This is a genomic window from Streptomyces sp. NPDC090032 (assembly GCF_044748025.1).
Taxonomy (GTDB): domain Bacteria; phylum Actinomycetota; class Actinomycetes; order Streptomycetales; family Streptomycetaceae; genus Streptomyces.
Genome location: NZ_JBIVFF010000001.1, coordinates 41,504 through 60,336, shown reverse-complemented (window position 1 = coordinate 60,336; position 18,833 = coordinate 41,504). Strand labels below are relative to the sequence as shown.

Genomic DNA, 18,833 nt, shown 5'->3' with positions numbered 1-18,833 from the left:
CCTCAGCCCCTTCCGCTCAGTACGTCTGCTCCCGGCAGCCCGAGGGCCCCGAGACTCCCGCCCCGCGCGGCGGCGGCGAGCCGTTCCTTCTGTGCGAGGTGCGCCATGTACAGATCGGCCCCGCGGTGCCCTGCGGGCAGGTCGCTGACGGTGAGGATCTTCATGCCGATGCCGAGGGAGGCCCGGATCGGGTTGAGATTCACGTCGAACGCGGACTCGTTGACGGACAGTTCGGTGAGCCGCACGGGCATGACCCGCTTGCTCCCCCACGTGAACAGGGTCAACGGCATCTCGATCGGGCTGATCTCGATGGTCCCCTTCTGCGACAGCCGACTCGCTGCGCGCAGCTGGGCGGTGGTCGGCTGCACGAGCATCTCGAGGGTCGCGAGCTGCGGGTGAATGCCATCGGGCGCCGCGATCTCCAGCTGATCGGTGGCATCGATCTCGGCGGTGAACTTCCAGGTCTCCTGGGCCGGCCCCTTGAGACGCAACGCCTCGTTCCGGTCTCCCCCACCACTGCCCCCGCCACCACCGTCACCGCTGTCACCGGCGGTCTGGGGCGCGATGCTGCGCTCCAGGGTGTCGGGATTGAACTGCAGCACGATGACGCGCTGGGGGGTGCCGCGGTCGGGGTCGACCACGACTATGCCGGAGCGGATGGGTTTGGGGATGTCTGCGTAGCGGGTCATGAGCCGCCCCTCTGGAAGTCGTTGATCAGGTCATGGGCGGACTGCCGGACGCGTTCGTCGGGATCCCGGGACTCCATCTGGCGCAGCAGGTCGAGCGACTGCGGCCACTCCAGGTAGGTCATCGACCAGGCGGCGGCGTTCCTGACGAAGGGGTCGGGATCCTGTGCTGTCTCGGTCAGCACCTGGAAAAGCTCGGGGTCGAACTCGGGTCCGGCCGCGAGCGCGACACGGAGGACCGCCGGAATCCTCTCCTGCGGGTCTTGGGCCGCCCGAGGGCCCGCCACCACCTCTTCCCTCGACATGACCGGCACGAAGACGGACATCCGGCGTGCCAGGTCCGCCACCAGTTCGCCGTCGTCGCCGAAGACGATCAGGGCGCATGCCTGCGTGGTCGAGTCCTCCACCATGCTCAGCCACAGGTTCGGCGCCGGCGCCCAGGTCCTGAAGACCATGTAGGCGGCCGACTCCTCGCCCTCGTTGGTCTCGACGAGCCGCCATTCGCCCGCGCTCGTCACCATTTCCACGGCTTCCCGCCCCGCGGGAGGGCGTACCACCATCCGGATGTCGTCCTGCTCAGCCACGCCTCAACCTCGCTCTGAATGCCGCGTCATCGGGAAGCCCGAGTAGGCCCCGCATCTCGTCCCAGACCCTCACAAGGAATTCGCCCTGCGCCTTTCGTTTGTCCTGCTCGTCGGAGAAGTCGAGGTCCATGGCCTCGGCCCAGATCTTCATGGAGGCGGCCGTTCTCGTCAGGACCTCCTCGGCGGCACCCGTCGGCTGCGGCTCGACCTTGTTCCTGACCTGGCTACCTACGGACTCCCACAGTCCGTTCGGGCCTCTCCCGCTCTCGATGCCGAAGGCGTTCCGGACGAACTTGGGGTTCAGCTTGAACTGGGCCGCCATCCGAGACATTTCCGGCTGTTTCGAGCTGAACATAGGGTTACTCTCGTTGACCTGAGCCAGGTTGCTGGGTATGACCAGGCCGGACGTGGTGAGGGACTGGCGCTTGAGCTGGTCGTCGAAGTACGTGTCGAACCCCGCACCGCGCCGAAGCCCCAGGAGTGCTTCGAGGTCCCGGCCGGCGGGAGCGCCGCCCTTGCGCGCATCGGGGCCCGTCGTGCCGTAGTCGCCCTTGCGACCGGACAGTGGCAGCCCGGCGAGAGAGTCGGCGATGTGCTGGCCTCCTCGTGCGGAGGCGGACGCCACACTCAGGTTGGGGATCGCCGAGAACGGCGACCGTCCGGGCTCGATACGACCGAGCAGCGTGCCCATCAGCCCGTACCGGTTGAGCTTGGCGATCTCCTCGGGGGCGAGGTCCGAGGCGTTGGCCCCCCACAGCCCGCTGGTGCGTCTGCCCGACTGGACATCGAGCACGCCCTGTCCGGCCTCCTGGGCGCTGCTCTCTCCGAGTGCGGAGACCTCGTCCGCGTAGGCCGGCGGAACCACAGTGTTCGCTGGTGTCAATTTGACGTTGCCGAAGGTGGGCTGTTGCTGGTTCAACCCGAGCATGGGCGAGTGCGCCTGAGCATTCGGCCCTGCCAGGGTCAGGATCTCGTGCGTCTTCGGCACCATGGGCGACTGGCCGTAATTGCGCAGCATGCCGAGTCCGGACGTCCCGGCGCTCGCAGTCCGTCCCGGCCGCTGGGAACGGGTCGGCGCGCCCATCGCATCGGCCTGGTCGCGCGTCCCCTGCATGTCGGTGAGCTTGGCGACCATCGAGTCGAGGGCGTCGGCCAGCTCGGTGCCCTCCATGCTGAGGCCCTTGGCGACGTCGACCGTGGGGTTGAGGCGTGCGTCGATGTGGAAGCGTCCGCCGCCCTCGACGCCCAATTCCGTAAGGCGGTACCAGAGCCGCATGCCCGCCAGCGCGGCGCGCAGGACGGGGCGGCGTACGCCCTTGTCCAGCATGCGAGTCACCCGCGGGCGGATGCGCGCCGCGATCTTCTGGAGCCGGGCTTCCTTCGCCTCCTTGGACCTCTCCTCCTTGCGTCGCCGATCCTGGTTCTGCTTCCGCTGCTCGTGCTGGCGCCTCTTGTCGTCGCGCAGCCGGTCCTTCTTCCGCTTGAAGAAGTTCCGCAGCTTCGACGCGCCGTTCTTCAACGCCTTTCCGACCTTGCTCTTCTTCAGCTTCCTGCCTAGGGTCTTCGCGGCGTTCTTGGCCTTCTTCATGGCGGACTTGACCGCGCCCTTGGCCTTGGCGAGGGCCTTGCCGACCGGGGACTTGGGCTTCTTCGGCCTGGTCGGCTTGGGGCCTTCTGTCTCCTTCTTCTTCTTGGACGGCGCCTGAGACTTGCTGTCGGGTGTCTTGTCCTTGGCCGACCTCGCAGGCTCCGGCTTCGAGTCCTTCGGCCTCGCCTCCGCCCCCTCCGGCTTCTTCGCCGGTCCCTTCGGCGTCGCATGGTCCTTCGGCTTCACCGGAGACTTGGGTTCCGGTGACGGCTTGCCCGTGGGCTTGTGTTCGGTGCCGGGACGGGACAACGCCTGGCGGGCCTTGCGCATGGCGCCCCGCGCCGAGTTCACCGCCGCCCCCGCCGCCTTCTTCGCGCCGCCCCCGACCTTCTTCAGGCCGTCCATGATCTTCTGGGCCATGCCCTTGAGCCGTTTGCCGACGCCCTTCGTCGCCGAAGACAGCTTCTGGAGAAGGAAGTTGGTGATCAGGTCGAGGAGGGCGACGACACCCGCGGCGACGGCCTCCGCGAACAGGCAGGCCGCCGGCCCCGCCTTCACGGCCTTCAGGTACGCCCAGAACTTCGAGAACGCGGACAGGATCGAGCTGATGCTCTGCCAGGCCGACATCAGGCCCTGGACGATCGTCAGGATCGCCCCCGCCGCCGGCACGATCATCGAGACGACCTTCTCGATGACCAAGGTCGCGATCATCATCGGCAGGGAGGCGATGATCGCGTCCCACGCCATCTTGCCGATCTGTTTGATCGACACGCAGCCCTTCACCAGGACGTCGATCACTGCCTTGCCGAGGCCGAGGATGCCCTCGACCTTGGTGTCGAACCATCCCTTGACCGCCACCTTGATGGCGCCCCAGAGGTGGTCGGTGATGCCGGTCTTCGCAGAGCTGCCGGCCTTCGAGATCCAGCCGCCCGGGTCGGGCGCGATGTCGGCGACCAGCGCCGCGAACTTCCCGAGCGCCTCGATCGCCGCCTGCGCGAACTTGATCGCGCCCATGATGACGGCCTGGTAGGCCTTGATGACCGCCTTGACGCCTGCTTCCAGGACGTCCAGCAGCTTGTTCAGGCCGGCCGCGAGTGCGTCCAGCAGGCTGTTGACCGCCTTCTTCAGGCTGTCCGCCAGCTGGTTGACCTTCGCGATCGCCGCGTCCCGCAGGCCCTCGATCGCCTTGCGGAAGCGGTCCCGCAGCTCCGGGAAGGCCGCGAGGAGCACGTCCCCGATCGCGATCAGGACGTCGGCGAGCGCGTTGATCGCGTTGATCGCCAGATCGCGTACGAAGTCGATGGCCTGGTTGGCCCACTCCTTGAACTTGTCGATGATCCCGTTGACGGCCTTGCGGGCCGCGTCGAACACCGCGGTGACCGCCGCGAGCAGACCCTTGAAGAAGTCGGCGACCTTGTCGGCGATCCAGCCGAACAGGCCTCCGGAGGGCTTCTTCTCCTCCTTCTTCTTCTTGGCCTCCTTCTCGGCGTTCTCGCGCTCGGTGTCGATCTGCGAGTTGTCCTTGTCCTTGCGCGCGCCGACCTCCTTGTCCTTGTCGTCGCGCGCCTTGACGATCTCCTTGTTCTTCTTGCCGTGTTCGTCGTCGGACTTCTTGTCCGCGTCGTCGACCTTCTTGTCCTGCTCGGTCCGCCAGTCCTCGCGCTGCTTCTGCGTCTCGCGCGCGACGCGGCCGCGTTCGCCGGTCTGCTGCTGGGTGTTCCGGTCGACCTCGCGGTCGATCTCGGTCTGCTTGTCCTGCTTGGCCTGTTGCTCGCCCTGCTGGTGCTGCTTCTCCTTGGAGCCGAGGTCGCCCTGCGCCTTGCCGGCGGCGCCGGTGATCTCGGAGCCCTTTTCCTGCTTGGCCACCGCGCCGACGCCGGCCTTCGGCGCGGGCGTGGCCGCCAGGGCGCCACCCTTGCCGCCGCCGGAACCTCCGGACGCCTTGCCGGTGAGCTGCTCCCGCGGCGCGTTCGGGAAGATCTGGTCCTCTCCCATGGGCTTGGCCGCGTCGGCCCGGCCTGTCGACTGCAGGTCGGACTGCTTGTCCTTGAGCGCCTTCGCCTGGTCGTCCGTGCGCTTGGGGTCGCTGGCGCCCTCAAGTCGGATCTTGGGGGCCGGGCCGACGGTCTTGTTCTCGAGTTGCGGGTCGGTGGTCGGGACGGCGTCGGCCGCGGCTTCGACGCTCTTCGCCTCGGACTCGCTGAGCCCCTTGTCGGGCACGGCGGGGGCGGGCGGCGGAGGCACGTTGTCCGTGGGCTGCTTGCCCTCGGCCTTGTCACCGCCCTTGGCCTTCTGCTTGTCGCCCTGGTTCTCCGGGCCGAGCTTCTCCACCTTGCCGGTGACCTGCGGCGCCGCGGGAGCGGCCTGCGGCGGCGCCGAGCGCGTCTGCGGCGCCCCCGAAGGACGTTCCCGCGTCGGCGGGGCCGCGTCGAGCCGCTTCTGCTCCTCACCGATCTTCTTGTCGGCGGCCCTGTCGACCCCGGGCATGGCGGCGGCCGCCTGGTCGGGCGCCAGCTTGCTCACGGTCTGCACAGCGGCCTTGGGGTCCTGCCCCGAGACGTCCGGCGGCTCCTCCTGCTTCTGCTCGGGCGCGGCCTCACCACCGCCGCCCCCACAACTACCCTGCCCGCCCTCGTCCTTCTCGGGCGCGGGCGCGGGCGGCGCGCAGCCGCCGCCGTCCTTCTCCAGGGACGCCTCGGGCCGGGGCGCGGCCGTATCGGCAGCGGTCTGGCCGGGCCCGTCGGTCTGCTCGGCCGCCGGGCTCACCGCCGCCTGCGCGACGGACGGCGCGGCACCGGGTCCGGCAGCGGTCGTCGGCCCGGTCTTCTCCGCGGCGCCCACGGGTCCGCGCGGCACGGCGCCGGGCCCGGTCTCCTTGGGCACCCGGCTCTTGGCCGCCGGCGCCTCGCGCTCGGACCGGGGCGGTTCGGCTCCGCGCCGGGCGGCGGGCGAGGGGTCGCGGTCCTCGACCGGGGTCTTGGGGGTCTGCGCACCGGCGGGCCGGGACACGGCCGCCGCCACCGGACTCACCACGGTGGGGGCGGGGCCCGCCGCCGACCGGGACTCCGCGGTCGTACGGTCCTGCCGGCCCCTCTGCTCGTCCTGTGTGTCCTTGGCGTCCGGCTGCTCGTCGCCGCCCGCCTCGGTGCCCTCGTCCTCCGGCTCCTTGGTCTGCTCCTTCTCCTGCTGCTGTTCCGGGTCGGGCTTCTCGGCCTCGGGTTCGGGCCGCTCCTTGTCCTGGGTCGCTAGATCCGGGCCGACCTCCTGGTCGAGCGGCTTCTCGGTCTCCTGGAGGTCCTTGGTGCCGCGGTCCTGGGCCTGCGCGGCGGGCCCGTTCTCGGGCTGCGGGGCCTCGCCCTCGACGGGACCCTCGTCCTGGCCGGGGGCTTTCGGCTCGGGCCCGGCCTCGTCCTCGTCCTGCTCTCCTTCGTTCTTCTCCCGCTCCTGCTCGATCTTCTCCGCCTTCGTCGGCGGAGGGGTGGGGAAGGAAGGCAGCGACGGTTCGGCGGCGCCCGGCTGGAGCTTGTCCGCGGTCGGTACGGCGGACAGGTCGAGGTCGGCGTCGGGCAGGTGGTCCTCGGGTTTGATCGCGGGCTCTTCCCGCGCGCCCAGCGCCAGGCCGCCCTCGTCCTCGCCGCCCGCGACCTCTTGCTCGGCGCCCGCTTCGAGGCCGAGCGGCCGTTCCTCTTCCCGCGGCTCGGCCTCGGCGCCGCCGTCCTCATCCTGCTCGTTCAGGCCGTGCTCGGACAGTGCGGAGTCGGACCGCTCGGCCCGCTCGTCGACCTTCTCGGGGCGTACGGGGCCGGGCTCGGCCCGCTGTTTCGGGTCCGGTTCCGCGTTCTTCGACCCGGCGCCCGGCTGGGTCTGGTCGTCCCGCTCCTTGCGCTTGTCGGCCCCTGGCGCGCTCGCCTGCCGCGGATCGGCCTCCTCGCGGTCGCGCTGCTCCTTGCGCTCCTCCTTGGCCTGTTCGGCGCCTTCCTGCTGCCCCTGGGCACGCTCGTCGGAGGCCTGGTCGGTGCGTTCGCGGTCGGCGGCGCCCTGCTCGTCCTCCTGCTGCTGCTCCTCCTTGGCCTGCTGCCGGGAGGCGTTGCGCTCGTCCTCCTGCTCCGTGCGCCGGGCGGCGTCCTGCTCCTCGGTGGCGGCGTCCGAGCGGGCCCGGCTGCGGTCGCTGCCGCTCTTCTCGTCGCGGGCCTTGGCGTCCTGCTGCTCCTCGCGGGTGCCGGAGGCACGCCGGTCGGCGGATCCGCGGTCCGACTCCTGCTTCTTCTGCCACTGGGTGCGTTCGACGCCGAGCACCTCGAAGAGGTCGGTCTCGGGCAACGGTGTTTCGGCGGGCTGGAGTTCGACCGGGCCGGGGCGGGCCTGCTCGGCTATCTCCAGGAGACGGTCGTACTCGGGTGTCAGCAGGCGGTTCTCGAGGCGGTCGACGACCGCGTCCTCCAACTCCTGTGACATCCGCGCCAGTTGGAGCCGCACTCGGCCGGAGGCGTCGGTGGGGTCGCCACGCAGACTGCGCAGCACATTGCCCGCGAGCCGGTCCACGAGGGTCGCCGGGTCGACGGCCTCGGCGCGCATCCGGTCGGCGTCGACGGTGGCGTAGCGCAGCCAGCCGGGAGTGGCCTGCCCCTCCTCGACCTGCGGGGCGGACTCCTCCCGCACGACCGCCTGAGCAGCTGCTTCCGCCTCCCGCTCGATAGCCTGCTGCGGCAGGCTCACGGCGCCGAGCTCGCGGCCGGCCCGCAGCGCGCCGAGGCCGTGCGGGTTCTGCACCGTGTGCTGCAGCTCGTGGGTGAGGAGCCGGCGGCCCTCGTCGGTGCCGGGCCGGTAGGCGCCCTCGCGGAAGAAGACGTCCTGGCCGACGGCGACCGCGTCCGCGCCGAGCAGCTCGGTCAGCTGCCCCGCGTCCCGGCCTGTGTGCAGCCGTACCCGGCCGAGATCGTGTCCGAGCTGCTCCTCCAACTCCCGTCGCAGACCGGGGTCGAGAGGCTGTCCGGCGCCGCTGACGATGTTCTTCGGCTCGGGCGCACGGGACTTGGCGGCCCGCTCCTTTCGCTTGCGGCGCCGCTGCTCGGCGGTCTGCTCCGAACGGGCGTCCTGGGTCTGGGAGCTCACCGGCTCACCTCCCCGTGACCGCTCAGTCCCTCGTGCACGGCACGCGCCAGCTCCTGCCCGAGGCGTCGCGCGGACAGTCCGGCGGGCAGCGGCGGCAGCCCGGACAGCGCGTCGACCCCGAGAGAACCGTCCGCCGCCAGGGGTACGCCGTGCAGCCGCACCAGCCGGGTCAGTTCAGCCTCGAACGCGGCCGAGACGCGCTCCGGGTCCGCCCGGAAGCCGTCGAGTACCAGCTCCCCGATCTCCACGCGGATCGCCGAGGGCTCCTGGCTCCGCGAGTGGCTCCGTGACTGGCTCCGCGAGTGGTCCCGTGAGACGTTCACACCCATCCGCGCACCTCCGAGGGCGTCAGCGAGCGCTCCAGCTTCAGGTACTCGGTGCGGGCGGCGGCGAGCATGTGCCGCATCTGCAGCCGGTCGCCCTCCTCGGCGGCCAGGAAGGCCCCGGACAGGGCGATGTTGCGGATCGAGCCGCCGGCGACGGTGAGCTGGGCGAGCAGCGACGCGTCGATGTCCTTCACCGGGGCCTGCGGCGGCAGCACGCGGCGCCAGATCTCGGCGCGCTCGTGCTCGGCGGGGAAGGGGAAGTCGACGACGAAGCGGATGCGCCGCAGGAAGGCCGTGTCGAGGGCGTTCTTCATGTTGGTGGTCAGGACGGCCAGACCCCGGTAGGCCTCCATCCGCATCAGCAGATAGCTGACCTCGAGGTTGGCGTAGCGGTCATGGCTGTCCTTGACCTCGCTGCGCTTGCCGAACAGTGCGTCGGCCTCGTCGAACAGGAGCAGCGCGCCGCCGCGTTCGGCGGCGTCGAAGACCCGGCGGAGGTTCTTCTCGGTCTCGCCGATGTACTTGCTGACCACCTGTGACAGATCGATGACGAACAGGTCGAGGCCGAGTTCCTTCGCCATGACCTCGGCGGCCAGCGTCTTGCCGGTGCCGGAGCCGCCCGCGAACATCGCGGTCACGCCGAGGCCCCGGCGCAGGGTGGCCGCGAACCCCCACTCCTGGTGGACGGTTGCCCGCTGCCGCACATGGGCGACGATCTCGCGCAGCACGCTCGTCTGCCGCTCGTGCAGCACCAGGTCGCCCCAGCCGGCCTGCGGCGCGATCCGCCGCCCCAGCTCGTCCATGCCGATCCGCGCCTCGTCGAGTCCGGCGCGCCAGGCGAGTTCGGCGGCGTCCAGCTCGTCCTCGTTCGGCAGCCTGCGGTGTACGGCGGCGGCCGCGGAACGCACGACGTGCGGCGGCAGCTGGAACTGGGCGACCAGGCCCCGCAGTTCACTCTCGTCCAGGTCCGCTCCGTCGAACGCGCCGGTCCACAGCCCGAGTTGCTCCTCGTCATCCAGTCGCGGCACGACCACCCGGGCCCCGTAGGACCGTTCCGAGCGCAGCGGATCCTCGCTCGACACCACCACCGGTACAGCGGCCCCGGCCAGGAACGACTCGGTCGCCGCCCGTTGGTCGCGGTCCAGTTCGCCGACCTCGACGAGCAGCGCCGAGGGCAGCAGGACCGCCTCGCGCTGCCACAGCCGGGCGAGCCGGTCGCGCTCGACCGCGTCGGACGGCACGTCCTCGGCGCTCATCGAGTAGAGCCCGAGGCCCGAGCGTGCGGCCGCCGCGGCGGCGAGGTCGGCCCGGCTGCGCAGGTCCCCGCCGGTCACTTCGACGAGCGGGGCCTCGGACTCCGCCGCCGTTGCCCAGCCCTCGGCGAGCCGGCTCGCGGCCAGGTCGTAGGACGGCGTCAGTTCCTGAGGCGCCGGTGTTCGGCGCAACTGGCCGTGCAGCCGTGCGTCCAGATAGGGCGAGCCCAGCAGGAAGTGCAGGATGCGCTCGTCGAGGCGCAGCCGGGAGGTCGTCAGCCGCGACTCGTCGTCCAGCTCGACGATCCGCCAGCGCCTGAGCGGCGCCACAGGCGTCAGGGCACTCCAGTGCGGCTCGGCCAGCGCGGCCAGCGCGAGCGAGAAGGTGGGGTACGTCCGCTCGGGGTCACCGCCGGCGGCGGCACACCGGGCGGCGGCCGTGGGCTCCAGCTCGTGGGCGGCGGCGAGGAGTACGAGGTCGCGCTCGAAGGGCGTGATGCTGAAGCAGGAGACGAGGGCGTCGAGCGGGGCAACGCCGGGGCCGCCGGGCGCGGTGGCGAGTTCGGCCCCGGGGGCACCGCCGCTCTCCTTCTTGACGCGCGCCGCGTGCGCGTCGACGCGGGCCAGGACGCGCCGGATCTCCGCGGTCAGCGTCGCACCGCCCGGCCCGGCGTCCGCCGCACTCTGCTCGTACGTCCCCATGTCCTCACCTGCCCCCGTCGTCTCCATGCCGTGTCACTCCTGCGCGGGCTTGGCGGCCCGGGGCGCTGTCTTGCGCGTGCGCGCCGGGGCCTTGGCCGGGGATTTCGCGACGGCCTTCGCCGGGGCCTTGGCCGCCTTCTTGGCGCTCGGGCGGGTCGGCGGTTCGGCCTCCTGCTTCTCGGCATCGCCTGGCGAAGGCGTATTTGATGTCTCGTCAGGAGTCGGCCCGGCCCCCGGAGGGACCGGCGCGCCGGGCGCCCCGAACGGCAGCACCCGCACCTCCGGCCGCTCCACCGGCTTGCCCGCCACCGGAGTCTCCCGGCCGTCGATGAGGACGAGGGCCGCCTGGTAGACCACCGACAGGGTGTAGGGCGTCTGGTAGAGCATCCCCCACAGCTTCGACGTCTCGTCGACGTCCATCACCGTCGGCGTGAACCGCACGCGCTGCGCCGACTCGGCGAGGTTGCTGCCCGCCAAGTAGGGCCGTTCTCCGGCGAGTTCGATGATGTCCTTCGGCAGGACCGGTATCTCGTGCAGCGCGCGCACCACGGAACCGATCAGCCGCTGCCCGACGAGTTCCGTCTCGTCGCCGTACGCGGTGATCAGGAAGTGCAGGTCGAGTGCCGCGACAGGCCGCTTGACCAGCGTGCCGTCGGCCGCACGCGTCGGCAGGTCGTTGTTGCGCTGCGAGGTGTCGGGCGTGACCTGGTACAGGAACACGGAGATGGTGGGCTCGGTCGGCGGGTCGGCCGGCGGCTTGCGCGGCTCGACCTTGACGGCCATGTCGATCTCGGGTCCCAGGTTGGACTCGATCAGCAGGGCGAGGGCCTGGGTGACATGCGCGAGGGCAAGTGCGTTGCTCATGGCGTCAGTTCCTCGGTTCCTCTCGGTCTGCTGGTCGTCGTACCGATCCGTGTCCGCGGTTCACTCGCGCCCCCGCGCCAGGTATTCCGCGAGACTCAAGGTCGCCCCGGCCCTCCCCGCGGCGGGCGTCCGGGGCCGGCCGGCGCCGGGTGCCCCGCCCGCCGTCACTTCGAGCCGCCCGATCTGCACCTGCACCACCTGCTCGGTGGCGCGTGCCGGCCGCCGGGCCGCGGCCTGCCGTACGGCGTCGCGCGTTGCCGCCGTATCGGCGGCGCTGGGGGGCAGCGCCGCCGATACGGCGTGGGGTGCGGTGTCCCTGCCCGAAGGGAGAGGCGCGGACACCGCGGTCTGTGCCGGTTCCCGCTCCGCGCGCACTGCCGCACGCCGCCCGGTGTCGGGCAGCAGTGGCGGCGCCGGCGTGGCGGACGTGGCAGGACGCGGCAACGGCGCCTCGGCGCGGGCCGCAGCAGCCGGACGCGGCGCCTGCGGCTCAGCCGCCCGCTCTGTGTGTACGACGGTGCGCTCCCGTTCCGTGTACGTCCGTGCCGCCACGACCGTCGGCGACGGCGCGTCCGGCAGTGGGGCGGCCGACGGCGTGGCCGCGGGCCACAGCAGCGTGTCCTCGTCCGGTCCCGGTGCGGCGGCCCGTACTGCCTCGACCCGCTCGAACGGGCCGGGCAGCCGGGGGCGTACCCGCGCCGCGGCCGGTCGCGCGGCGGTGTGCCGCGCGAGCAGCCGGTCGAAGAAGTCGGCGCGGTCCGGCGAGCCCCCGGGGGCCTCGGAGTCAGACATCCGCACACAGCTCCAGGTAGTAGCGGCGCCGCGTCGGGCTGAGCGCCAGGATCTCCGGCTCGCTCCAGCCGTAGGCGGTGGCGAGCAGATGGACGTCGAGCAGCACGTCCCGTGCCCAGGCGTCCAGTTCGGTCCACAGGTAGGAGGCGATGTCGAGCTCGGCCCGGGTGGCCTGCCCGCACTCGGGGCAGGCCACGTTGAGCGCCAGGTCGGCGCCGGGGTCGGCCGCCTCGACGGCCTCGACGATCCGGCGCTGTACCGGCGCGGGCAACTCCCCGGCCGTCACCGCCGTACCGTCGTGCACCGCCGAGACCAGGCATCGCGCGAGCAGTGCCGTACGCGGGTCCGCCGTCCGGGCCGCCGCCGTCAGGTCGGCGACGCCGGGCAGTCTGAACTCGACGTCCCAGCCGTCCTGTTGCACCCGCACGGCCGGCTCGCCGCGCCCGCCGAGTGACCCGGCGAGCTCCCCGGCGTCCAGGTCGAACTCCATGTCCTGTCCGCAGGCTTCGCACGCCATGCGCACCTGCATCCGCTCGCCGAACAGGGCCCGGCGCAACGCGAACAGGTCCGCCTCGCGCTCGCCCACCGGCAGTGCCGGCAGCCGTTCCGCCCCGACGTCCGGTCGTGCCGTGCGGTGCAGCAGCAGCGCCCGCCCGACCGGAGCCTCGCCGAGGCCCGCCTCCCAGGCGGCCAGCAGTTCGGCCGCCCCGGTGATCACCATGCCCACTCCGATTCCCCTTGCCGGCGGAGCGTTCAGGCCAGGTTGAGGAACGAGGGCTCCTCGGGCTCGGGCACCTCGTAGTCCCGCTCCCAGCCCTCGCACTCGAGCTTCAGCGACTGGATGGCCACCGCGTTGGCGTTGGCGTCCAGTTCGCCGAGGACCTGGTACTCGCTGGGCCAGGTCCGGTACAGCTTGTGCGAGACGGCGACCTGGCCGGCCTCGTTGAGGACCTGGATGACGAGGTCCTTGCGGAAGTCCGCGAGGGACACCTCCGAGCCGAGGCCCGCGCCGACCTGCCAGACCTTGTTGGCCCAGCGGTCGAACTCGGGGTCGTGGGTCACCCCGCGTTCGAGGGTGATGCCCTCGAACTCCGAGCGCCCCGGCGACTTGCGCGGGGAGGAGGGGTCACCGCCGTGGCGGTGCTTGACGACCTCCGTGGTCCGCTTCAGCGGACTGATCTTGCTGATGCCGGCGACCGTACGTCCGTCCCACAGGACCAGGAACTTGAAGTTCTTGTACGGGTCGAAGCGATGGGCGTTGACCGTGAACTCAGCCATCGATTTCCTTCAGCTCTCCCTGGATCCCGGGCCGCTAGAGGGCGAACTGCCCGGACGTCTGCTGGATCTTGACGACCACGAACTCGGCCGGACGGACCGGCGCGATACCGACGAGCACGTTGACGATCCCGTTCGCCACGTCCTCGTCCGTCGTGGTCTCGCTGTCGCACTTGACGAAGTACGCCTCCCGCGGCGTGCTGCCCTTGAAGGCGCCCTGGCGGAAGAGCGTGTGCAGGTACGAGGAGGCGGACAGCCGGATCTGCTGCCACAGGCTCTCGTCGTTGGGCTCGAACACGACCCACTGCAAACCGCGCTGCAGGCTCTCCTCGACGTGCAGCGCGAGCCGCCGCACGGGCACGTACTTCCACGCGCTGTCGAGGGCGTCGGCGCCCTCCAGCGTGCGCGCGCCCCACACCAGCGGGCCGGCCAGCGGGAAGGTGCGCAGGCAGTTCACCCCGAGCGGGTTGAGCAGCCCCGTCTCACGGTCCGTCAGATCGACGGTCAGCGAGTGCACTCCGACGAGCTGTGCCTCCGTACCGGCCGGCGCCTTCCAGACACCGCGCTCGGAGTCGGTCCGCGCGATGACGCCGGCGACCGCGCCGGACGGCGGGAAGGCGCGCAGCCGCCCGGTGAGCGGGTCGGTGAGCTGGAGGTGCGGGAAGTACAGGCCCGCGTGGTTGCCGCGCACGGCGTCGAAGGCGGACAGGCCCGCCCGCGCCGAGTCCACGCTCACCCAGGTGGCGGGCGCGTCGACGAGCAGGAAGATCCGCCGCTCCTCGCACAGGCGCTGAGCCGCGGACACGACGGTGAGCGCGTCCTCGGTCTTCTCGTACGACGCCAGCTCCGGCAGCGAGAGCAGGTTGACGTCGGCCACCCCGCGCAGCGCCTGGATGCCGGTCTTGCCTGCCTCGGAGCCGATGAGGTCGCGCGGGCCGGGGGCCTCGCCGTCCTCGCCGCCCTCCAGCGGGAACACCGGCGGGTTGACCGAGGCCTCCAGGCCCAGGTCGTTGGCGCACTCGCCCAGGAAGCGGACGACGTCCTCGGGGTCGGTGGAGCCCGCGACGACCTGGACGCGCCGGCCGAACGCGGTGACCTCGACGCCCGCGAAGGCGTGCCGGCCCGGCGCGTCGGGCAGCGCCCGCAGCTTGCGCTCCAGAAGCAGCGCCAGCTCGGCCACGGAGGACGGGGCCTCGCCGTCGCAGTCGGCGTCGTAGAGCTTGAACTCGCGCTCCACGTCACCGATCTTCACCGTCAGGTCGACGGCCAGATCGGGCAGTTCGTGGCCGAACGGCTTGGAGACGGTGCCGGACGGGTCGGGGCGCCCCTCGCCCACGGCCTCGACGCGGATGAGGCGCGACCCGGCGTTGATCACGGTGGGCGCGTAGGTTCCGCTGCCGGTGTCCATGGACAGGCCGGTGAAGCTCTCGCGGGCCTCGCCCCTGGCGTCGTGGACCCGCAGGTTGAAGGTCTCGTCGGGGCACGTCGTGTCGTAGTCGACGGCGACCCGCAGGCTGTTGCCCCACACGCCGGGTTCCTTGGCGTGGACCTCCAGCACACGGCTCTCGCTGCGGCCGTCGGTGGACTCCAGGACGGCGCAGGCGGTCTTGCCGCTGCCCGCCTTGGCGACCCGGACGATCACGGCGACGGAGCCGCCGTTGCCGAAGAACTGGTGCACCGCGTAGGCGAGCGGACTCTGCGCGCTCAGCCCTCCGAAACGCCGCTCGAACTCGGTGAATCCGGTGACGCGCACCGGCTCGTTCAGCGGGCCGCGCCGGGTGTGCCCCACGAACGCGGTCACCGAAGTGGTCACGGCGGAGATGGCGCGGGTGCTGCTGGGAAGTTCTTCGACGTGGACGCCCGGGTAAGTCGGCCTCGCGGCACTCACGGCATTCGTCGGCATTCCCCCTCCTATCCCTTCTCGGGCACCGGGTGAAAGGCACCAAGAGGCGACAGAGGGGGAGGTGTGGCAAAAGGCGGCATGCGGTGGTCTCCGGACGCGTCAAGCCGCGCCGGTCCGCACACCCCGAATCAGTTTCCCCCGTCAATGCCCCGGACGGACGGCCGCCCGGGTCAAGCACGCATGCTTGTGACTCCTGATGCTCAAGTGCCCATCCACCTTGGGGAGTTGGGCGTTGCAGGAGCAAGACATGTTTACGCCAGGCCGAAAGTCGGTTCGATGAAGAGGGCTCTGTGCGACCTGCACACGATGCGCACGTGTCGGAACAGGTAGTTCACGAATCTCACACAGCAGATGGTGCAGCGGGAGGCGACCCATGTCCTGATGTACTTCACAATTCCGGCGACGGCACGGCTCGGCGCCAGCTCACAGGTCCCTCCTGCCCTCGCGGCGTCAGGGAGACGTACGACGAACGCCATGGCCGATTCCACCGGGGTGAGGCCACGGAGCCGGGTGTCCCGCTCCGGGCGCCCGGCCCACTGCGCGCGCCGGCGCCGCGCGGAACCTCAAATGAACCTCTGAACGTCCCCTCCCCTGGGTTCGGCGGCGTCCGCCGGGGTCATGACACCGGCATCGCACGGCACACGGCCGGGGTGGAGGAGGGGAACCATGCAGCGGATCGAGCGTCTGGGTACGGGCATCGGCTGGCGTCCGGAGATCGCGGAGGCCGTGGAGGCGATGCCCGGCATCGACTGGGTCGAGGCCGTCGCGGAGAACGTGTGCCCCGGGCACGTCCCCGACTCCCTGCTGCGGCTGCGCGAGCGAGGCGTCACCGTCGTGCCGCACGGCGTCTCGCTCGGCCTCGGGGGCGCCGACCGGCCCGACGAGGGCAGGCTCGCCGACCTCGCGGCCCGCGCCGAGGCCCTCGGCTCCCCGCTCGTCACCGAGCACATCGCGTTCGTACGGGCGGGCGGCGCCCTCACCGCGTCGCAGCAGCTGGAGGCCGGCCACCTGCTGCCGGTCCCGCGCACCAGGGACGCCCTCGACGTGCTCTGCGAGAACGTCCGCATCGCGCAGGCCGCACTGCCCGTCCCACTCGCCGTGGAGAACATCGCGGCCCTGTTCTCCTGGCCCGGCGAGGAGATGACGGAGGGCCAGTTCCTGTACGAGCTGGTGGAGCGTACCGGCGTCCACCTCCTGATAGACGTGGCGAACCTGCACACGAACCACGTCAACCGCGGCGAGGACCCCGCGAAGGCGCTCGGCGAACTGCCGGTCGAGGCCATCGCCTACGTCCATGTGGCGGGCGGCTTCGAGCGTGACGGCGTGTGGCACGACAGCCACGCGCACCCCGTGCCGCGCCCCGTCCTCGACATCCTCGCCGACCTCGCGTCCCGGGTCTCTCCGCCGGGAGTCCTCCTGGAGCGCGACGAGAACTTTCCGGCTCCGCAGGAGCTGGAGCGTGAACTCGCCGAGATCAGCGGGACGTTGACGACGGCGCCCGCCGAAGGGCGCACCGTGCGCTTCCTTTCGGACAAGGCCACCCAGAGCACCGACCCGGCCCGGCAGCGGCTCGCCCTCGCGCAGGCCGCGCTCCTGTCCGCCCTCGTCGCGGGGACGCCCGCGCCGGAGGGGTTCGACCGGGCGCGGCTCGGGGTCCAGAGCCGGGCGCTGTGCGCCAAGCGGGCGGACGTCGTGGCGAAGGTCGCACCCGAACTGCCGGAGATCCTCGGCGCGGCCGCGTACCGCCCGGCGTTCCTGTCGTACGCGCAGTGCCGGCCCATGACGGGCGGCTACCGCCGGGACGCCCTCGACTTCGCCGAGCACGTGCTCGACTCCGGCGAGCCCGGGGGCACCGGGGCGCGGCGGGAGCTGGAGCTGTGGTGGCGGGAGCGGTCGGGGCCGACCCCGCCGGCCGCGCACCCGGGGGCGCGCCTGGTGCGCGCGGCGCGCTCCGCCATGCACCGGCGGCGTCCGGCTCTCCGGTCGGCCTGAGTGCCAACCGCCCACCCTCGTACCGCAGTTGGCGTATTCCCGGGGTTACCCGAGCCCGCGTCCGTGCGGCGGACTAGCGTGCGGTGCCGCACCAGGAGGCATCATGCGCACCCGATTCGTCAACGGCACCGGACTCATCGTCGCCGGGCTCGTCACCACGCTCGCCGCTCTCGTGTTCCCGGTCTGGTCGTACGCCGACCGCTCCGGCACGGGCGTGGACCTGCTCGACGAGGGGACCGAGTCGACCAGATACGGACCCCTGTCGGCCCTGGACCGCGAGTTCGTGACGAAGGTGCGGCTCGCGGGCCTGTGGGAGCTGCCCGCGGGCCAGCAGGCCGAGGCGAGAGGGACGAGCACGGCGGTGCGGACCGCGGGTGAGCACCTCGTCGAGGGGCACACCTTCCTGGACGCGCGCGTGCGCGAGGTCGCCGCGCGGCTCGGCCTCGAACTCCCCAACCAGCCGAACAGCCAGCAGCGGCACTGGCTGTCCGAGCTGAGCGCGGCGCACGGCGACGACTACGAGCGGAAGTTCGCCAACATCCTGCGCCGGGCCCACGGGAAGGTCTTCTCGCTGGTCGCCCAGGTCCGCGCGACGACACGCAACTCGCTCGTACGCGACCTGGCGGACGACGCGAACAAGACCGTGCTCGACCACATCAAGATCCTGGAGTCCACGGGCCTGGTCGACTTCGACGCGCTCGCGCGGGACGCCGCGGGCGCGAGCACGCCGCCTCAGACCCGCGCCCCCGCCCCGCCCGGTCCGGTCGCGTCCCCCGCGCCCGCGACACCGCTCTCCCCGTCCCCCTCCTTCTCACTGCCCCCGGCGGCCTCCCGGCCCAAGCCCTGACACGGCCGGGCGGCGTGACCAGGCACAACAAACGGAACGTCACATACCGACAACGCTCTGTCCATATGGTGAACAAGCCGTGGCGCCGCTCGAACACGTGACATAGAAAAACGCCATGTTCTGGCTTCTGTTCCTGCTCATGGCCTGCTCCGCGGCCTTCCTGTCCTGCGCGCGTCTCTGCCTCGCCGCGGTGTACGCCGCGCACAGCGAGTCGGCCGGCGACGGCGCGCACGAACTGACGCTGTACGAGGCCGCGTTCCTGTCGGGCGGCCCCCTCCGGGTCGCCGATCTGACCCTCGTCTCGATGGCGCGCAGCCGTCGGCTGCTGCTCGCGCACACCGGCTGGGCCACCGTGGTCGACCCCGTCGGCGGTGACGACATCGAGCGCTCGGTGATAGGTGCCATCGGGCCGGACGGGCAGTCGCGGATAGGGGCGGTACGCCGGGCTACGGCGGCCGCGGACGCGGTGCGGGCGCTGGCCGACCGGCTCGTCGCGGCGGGCCTCGCCGTTCCTGACGGGGCGCGTGGCGGGGTCGCGGCCGCCGTCCGTCAGGTGCGGGCCGCCGCGCTCGCCGTCGTGGCCCTGGCCGCCGTGTCGCTCACGATGCCGGGCGGGGAACCGGGCGACGGCGTGCTGGTCGCCGCGTGGTTCGCACTGCCTCTCGTCCTCACGCTGTCCTGTCTGGCGATCGCCCGCTTCGAGGTCCACCCCTACACGCGCTGGGCCTCCCCCACCGGGCAGCGGCTGATCGGCGCGCTGCCGAAGGCCGTACGCGACGGGGTCGGGGAGACCGCCCTGCTGACCGCCGTCGCCGTGCACGGTGTCCGCGCAGTATCCGACCCCGCGCTGCGCTCGGCCTTCGGAACGGCGCAACGGGGTCATTGAGCCGACACCGGCAGGCCGGTGCT

The 18,833-nt window shown here is 71.8% G+C and carries 13 protein-coding genes; 3 read left to right on the top strand and 10 right to left on the bottom strand.

All coding sequences use genetic code 11. The features are described from left to right. Window positions 1-2 precede the first annotated feature (2 nt). Genes ACIPWY_RS00215 through ACIPWY_RS00170 form a run of 10 tightly spaced genes read right to left on the bottom strand, consistent with a single transcriptional unit; the run spans window position 3 to window position 15,085 of the window. Window positions 3-689 carry a hypothetical protein gene (locus tag ACIPWY_RS00215; protein WP_356279559.1) on the bottom strand — a complete coding sequence of 229 codons (687 nt, stop codon included), beginning with the start codon at window positions 687-689 and terminating at the stop codon, window positions 3-5. Beyond that, a complete protein-coding gene (locus ACIPWY_RS00210; protein WP_401531960.1) occupies window positions 686-1,270 on the bottom strand; it encodes a HEAT repeat domain-containing protein in 585 nt (194 codons plus the stop codon). The genes ACIPWY_RS00215 and ACIPWY_RS00210 overlap by 4 nt, the downstream gene beginning before the upstream one ends. Beyond that, complete coding sequence (locus ACIPWY_RS00205) at window positions 1,263-7,970, bottom strand: DUF4157 domain-containing protein (protein WP_401531959.1); 6,708 nt, start codon at window positions 7,968-7,970, stop codon at window positions 1,263-1,265. The genes ACIPWY_RS00210 and ACIPWY_RS00205 overlap by 8 nt, the downstream gene beginning before the upstream one ends. Continuing rightward, window positions 7,967-8,299 carry a hypothetical protein gene (locus ACIPWY_RS00200; protein ID WP_393700257.1) on the bottom strand — a complete coding sequence of 111 codons (333 nt, stop codon included), beginning with the start codon at window positions 8,297-8,299 and terminating at the stop codon, window positions 7,967-7,969. Before ACIPWY_RS00200 ends, ACIPWY_RS00205 begins: the two co-directional genes overlap by 4 nt. After that, window positions 8,290-10,251, bottom strand: a complete 1,962-nt coding sequence (locus tag ACIPWY_RS00195) for an ATP-binding protein (protein ID WP_393700458.1) — start codon at window positions 10,249-10,251, stop codon at window positions 8,290-8,292. Before ACIPWY_RS00195 ends, ACIPWY_RS00200 begins: the two co-directional genes overlap by 10 nt. A gap of 33 nt (window positions 10,252-10,284) precedes the next feature. After that, window positions 10,285-11,115 (bottom strand): DUF4255 domain-containing protein, encoded by an 831-nt coding sequence (locus ACIPWY_RS00190; RefSeq protein WP_393700259.1) that lies wholly within the window; start codon window positions 11,113-11,115, stop codon window positions 10,285-10,287. 60 nt (window positions 11,116-11,175) lie between these two features. Beyond that, entirely contained in the window at window positions 11,176-11,907 is a 732-nt protein-coding gene (locus ACIPWY_RS00185) for a hypothetical protein (RefSeq protein WP_393700261.1), read from the bottom strand. After that, window positions 11,900-12,628 carry a hypothetical protein gene (locus tag ACIPWY_RS00180; RefSeq protein ID WP_393700263.1) on the bottom strand — a complete coding sequence of 243 codons (729 nt, stop codon included), beginning with the start codon at window positions 12,626-12,628 and terminating at the stop codon, window positions 11,900-11,902. Before ACIPWY_RS00180 ends, ACIPWY_RS00185 begins: the two co-directional genes overlap by 8 nt. 32 nt (window positions 12,629-12,660) lie before the next feature. Next, window positions 12,661-13,185 carry a phage tail protein gene (locus tag ACIPWY_RS00175; protein ID WP_393700265.1) on the bottom strand — a complete coding sequence of 175 codons (525 nt, stop codon included), beginning with the start codon at window positions 13,183-13,185 and terminating at the stop codon, window positions 12,661-12,663. A gap of 34 nt (window positions 13,186-13,219) precedes the next feature. Continuing rightward, window positions 13,220-15,085: a phage tail sheath subtilisin-like domain-containing protein gene (locus ACIPWY_RS00170; RefSeq protein ID WP_362899193.1), complete on the bottom strand. Its 1,866-nt coding sequence runs from the start codon at window positions 15,083-15,085 to the stop codon at window positions 13,220-13,222. 675 nt (window positions 15,086-15,760) lie between these two features. Between ACIPWY_RS00170 and ACIPWY_RS00165 the strand changes: the two genes are divergently transcribed. The 3 genes from ACIPWY_RS00165 to ACIPWY_RS00155 all read left to right on the top strand — a co-directional run bounded on the left by ACIPWY_RS00165 (window position 15,761) and on the right by ACIPWY_RS00155 (window position 18,810). Continuing rightward, window positions 15,761-17,077 carry a DUF692 domain-containing protein gene (locus tag ACIPWY_RS00165; protein ID WP_393700460.1) on the top strand — a complete coding sequence of 439 codons (1,317 nt, stop codon included), beginning with the start codon at window positions 15,761-15,763 and terminating at the stop codon, window positions 17,075-17,077. A 103-nt stretch (window positions 17,078-17,180) separates the two neighbouring features. Beyond that, window positions 17,181-17,924: a DUF4142 domain-containing protein gene (locus ACIPWY_RS00160; RefSeq protein WP_393700267.1), complete on the top strand. Its 744-nt coding sequence runs from the start codon at window positions 17,181-17,183 to the stop codon at window positions 17,922-17,924. Between the two features lie 115 nt (window positions 17,925-18,039). Then, a complete protein-coding gene (locus ACIPWY_RS00155) occupies window positions 18,040-18,810 on the top strand; it encodes a TIGR04222 domain-containing membrane protein (protein WP_393700269.1) in 771 nt (256 codons plus the stop codon). Window positions 18,811-18,833: the final 23 nt, after the last annotated feature.

What these genes read in the sequence shown, in the direction of transcription:
- ACIPWY_RS00215 (WP_356279559.1), bottom strand. Translation starts at nt 689, where the DNA reads ATGACCCGCTACGCAGACATCCCCAAACCCATCCGCTCCGGCATAGTC.
- ACIPWY_RS00200 (WP_393700257.1), bottom strand. Translation starts at nt 8,299, where the DNA reads ATGGGTGTGAACGTCTCACGGGACCACTCGCGGAGCCAGTCACGGAGC.
- ACIPWY_RS00195 (WP_393700458.1), bottom strand. Translation starts at nt 10,251, where the DNA reads ATGGGGACGTACGAGCAGAGTGCGGCGGACGCCGGGCCGGGCGGTGCG.
- ACIPWY_RS00190 (WP_393700259.1), bottom strand. Translation starts at nt 11,115, where the DNA reads ATGAGCAACGCACTTGCCCTCGCGCATGTCACCCAGGCCCTCGCCCTG.
- ACIPWY_RS00185 (WP_393700261.1), bottom strand. Translation starts at nt 11,907, where the DNA reads ATGTCTGACTCCGAGGCCCCCGGGGGCTCGCCGGACCGCGCCGACTTC.
- ACIPWY_RS00180 (WP_393700263.1), bottom strand. Translation starts at nt 12,628, where the DNA reads ATGGTGATCACCGGGGCGGCCGAACTGCTGGCCGCCTGGGAGGCGGGC.
- ACIPWY_RS00175 (WP_393700265.1), bottom strand. Translation starts at nt 13,185, where the DNA reads ATGGCTGAGTTCACGGTCAACGCCCATCGCTTCGACCCGTACAAGAAC.
- ACIPWY_RS00170 (WP_362899193.1), bottom strand. Translation starts at nt 15,085, where the DNA reads ATGCCGACGAATGCCGTGAGTGCCGCGAGGCCGACTTACCCGGGCGTC.
- ACIPWY_RS00160 (WP_393700267.1), top strand. Translation starts at nt 17,181, where the DNA reads ATGCGCACCCGATTCGTCAACGGCACCGGACTCATCGTCGCCGGGCTC.
- ACIPWY_RS00155 (WP_393700269.1), top strand. Translation starts at nt 18,040, where the DNA reads ATGTTCTGGCTTCTGTTCCTGCTCATGGCCTGCTCCGCGGCCTTCCTG.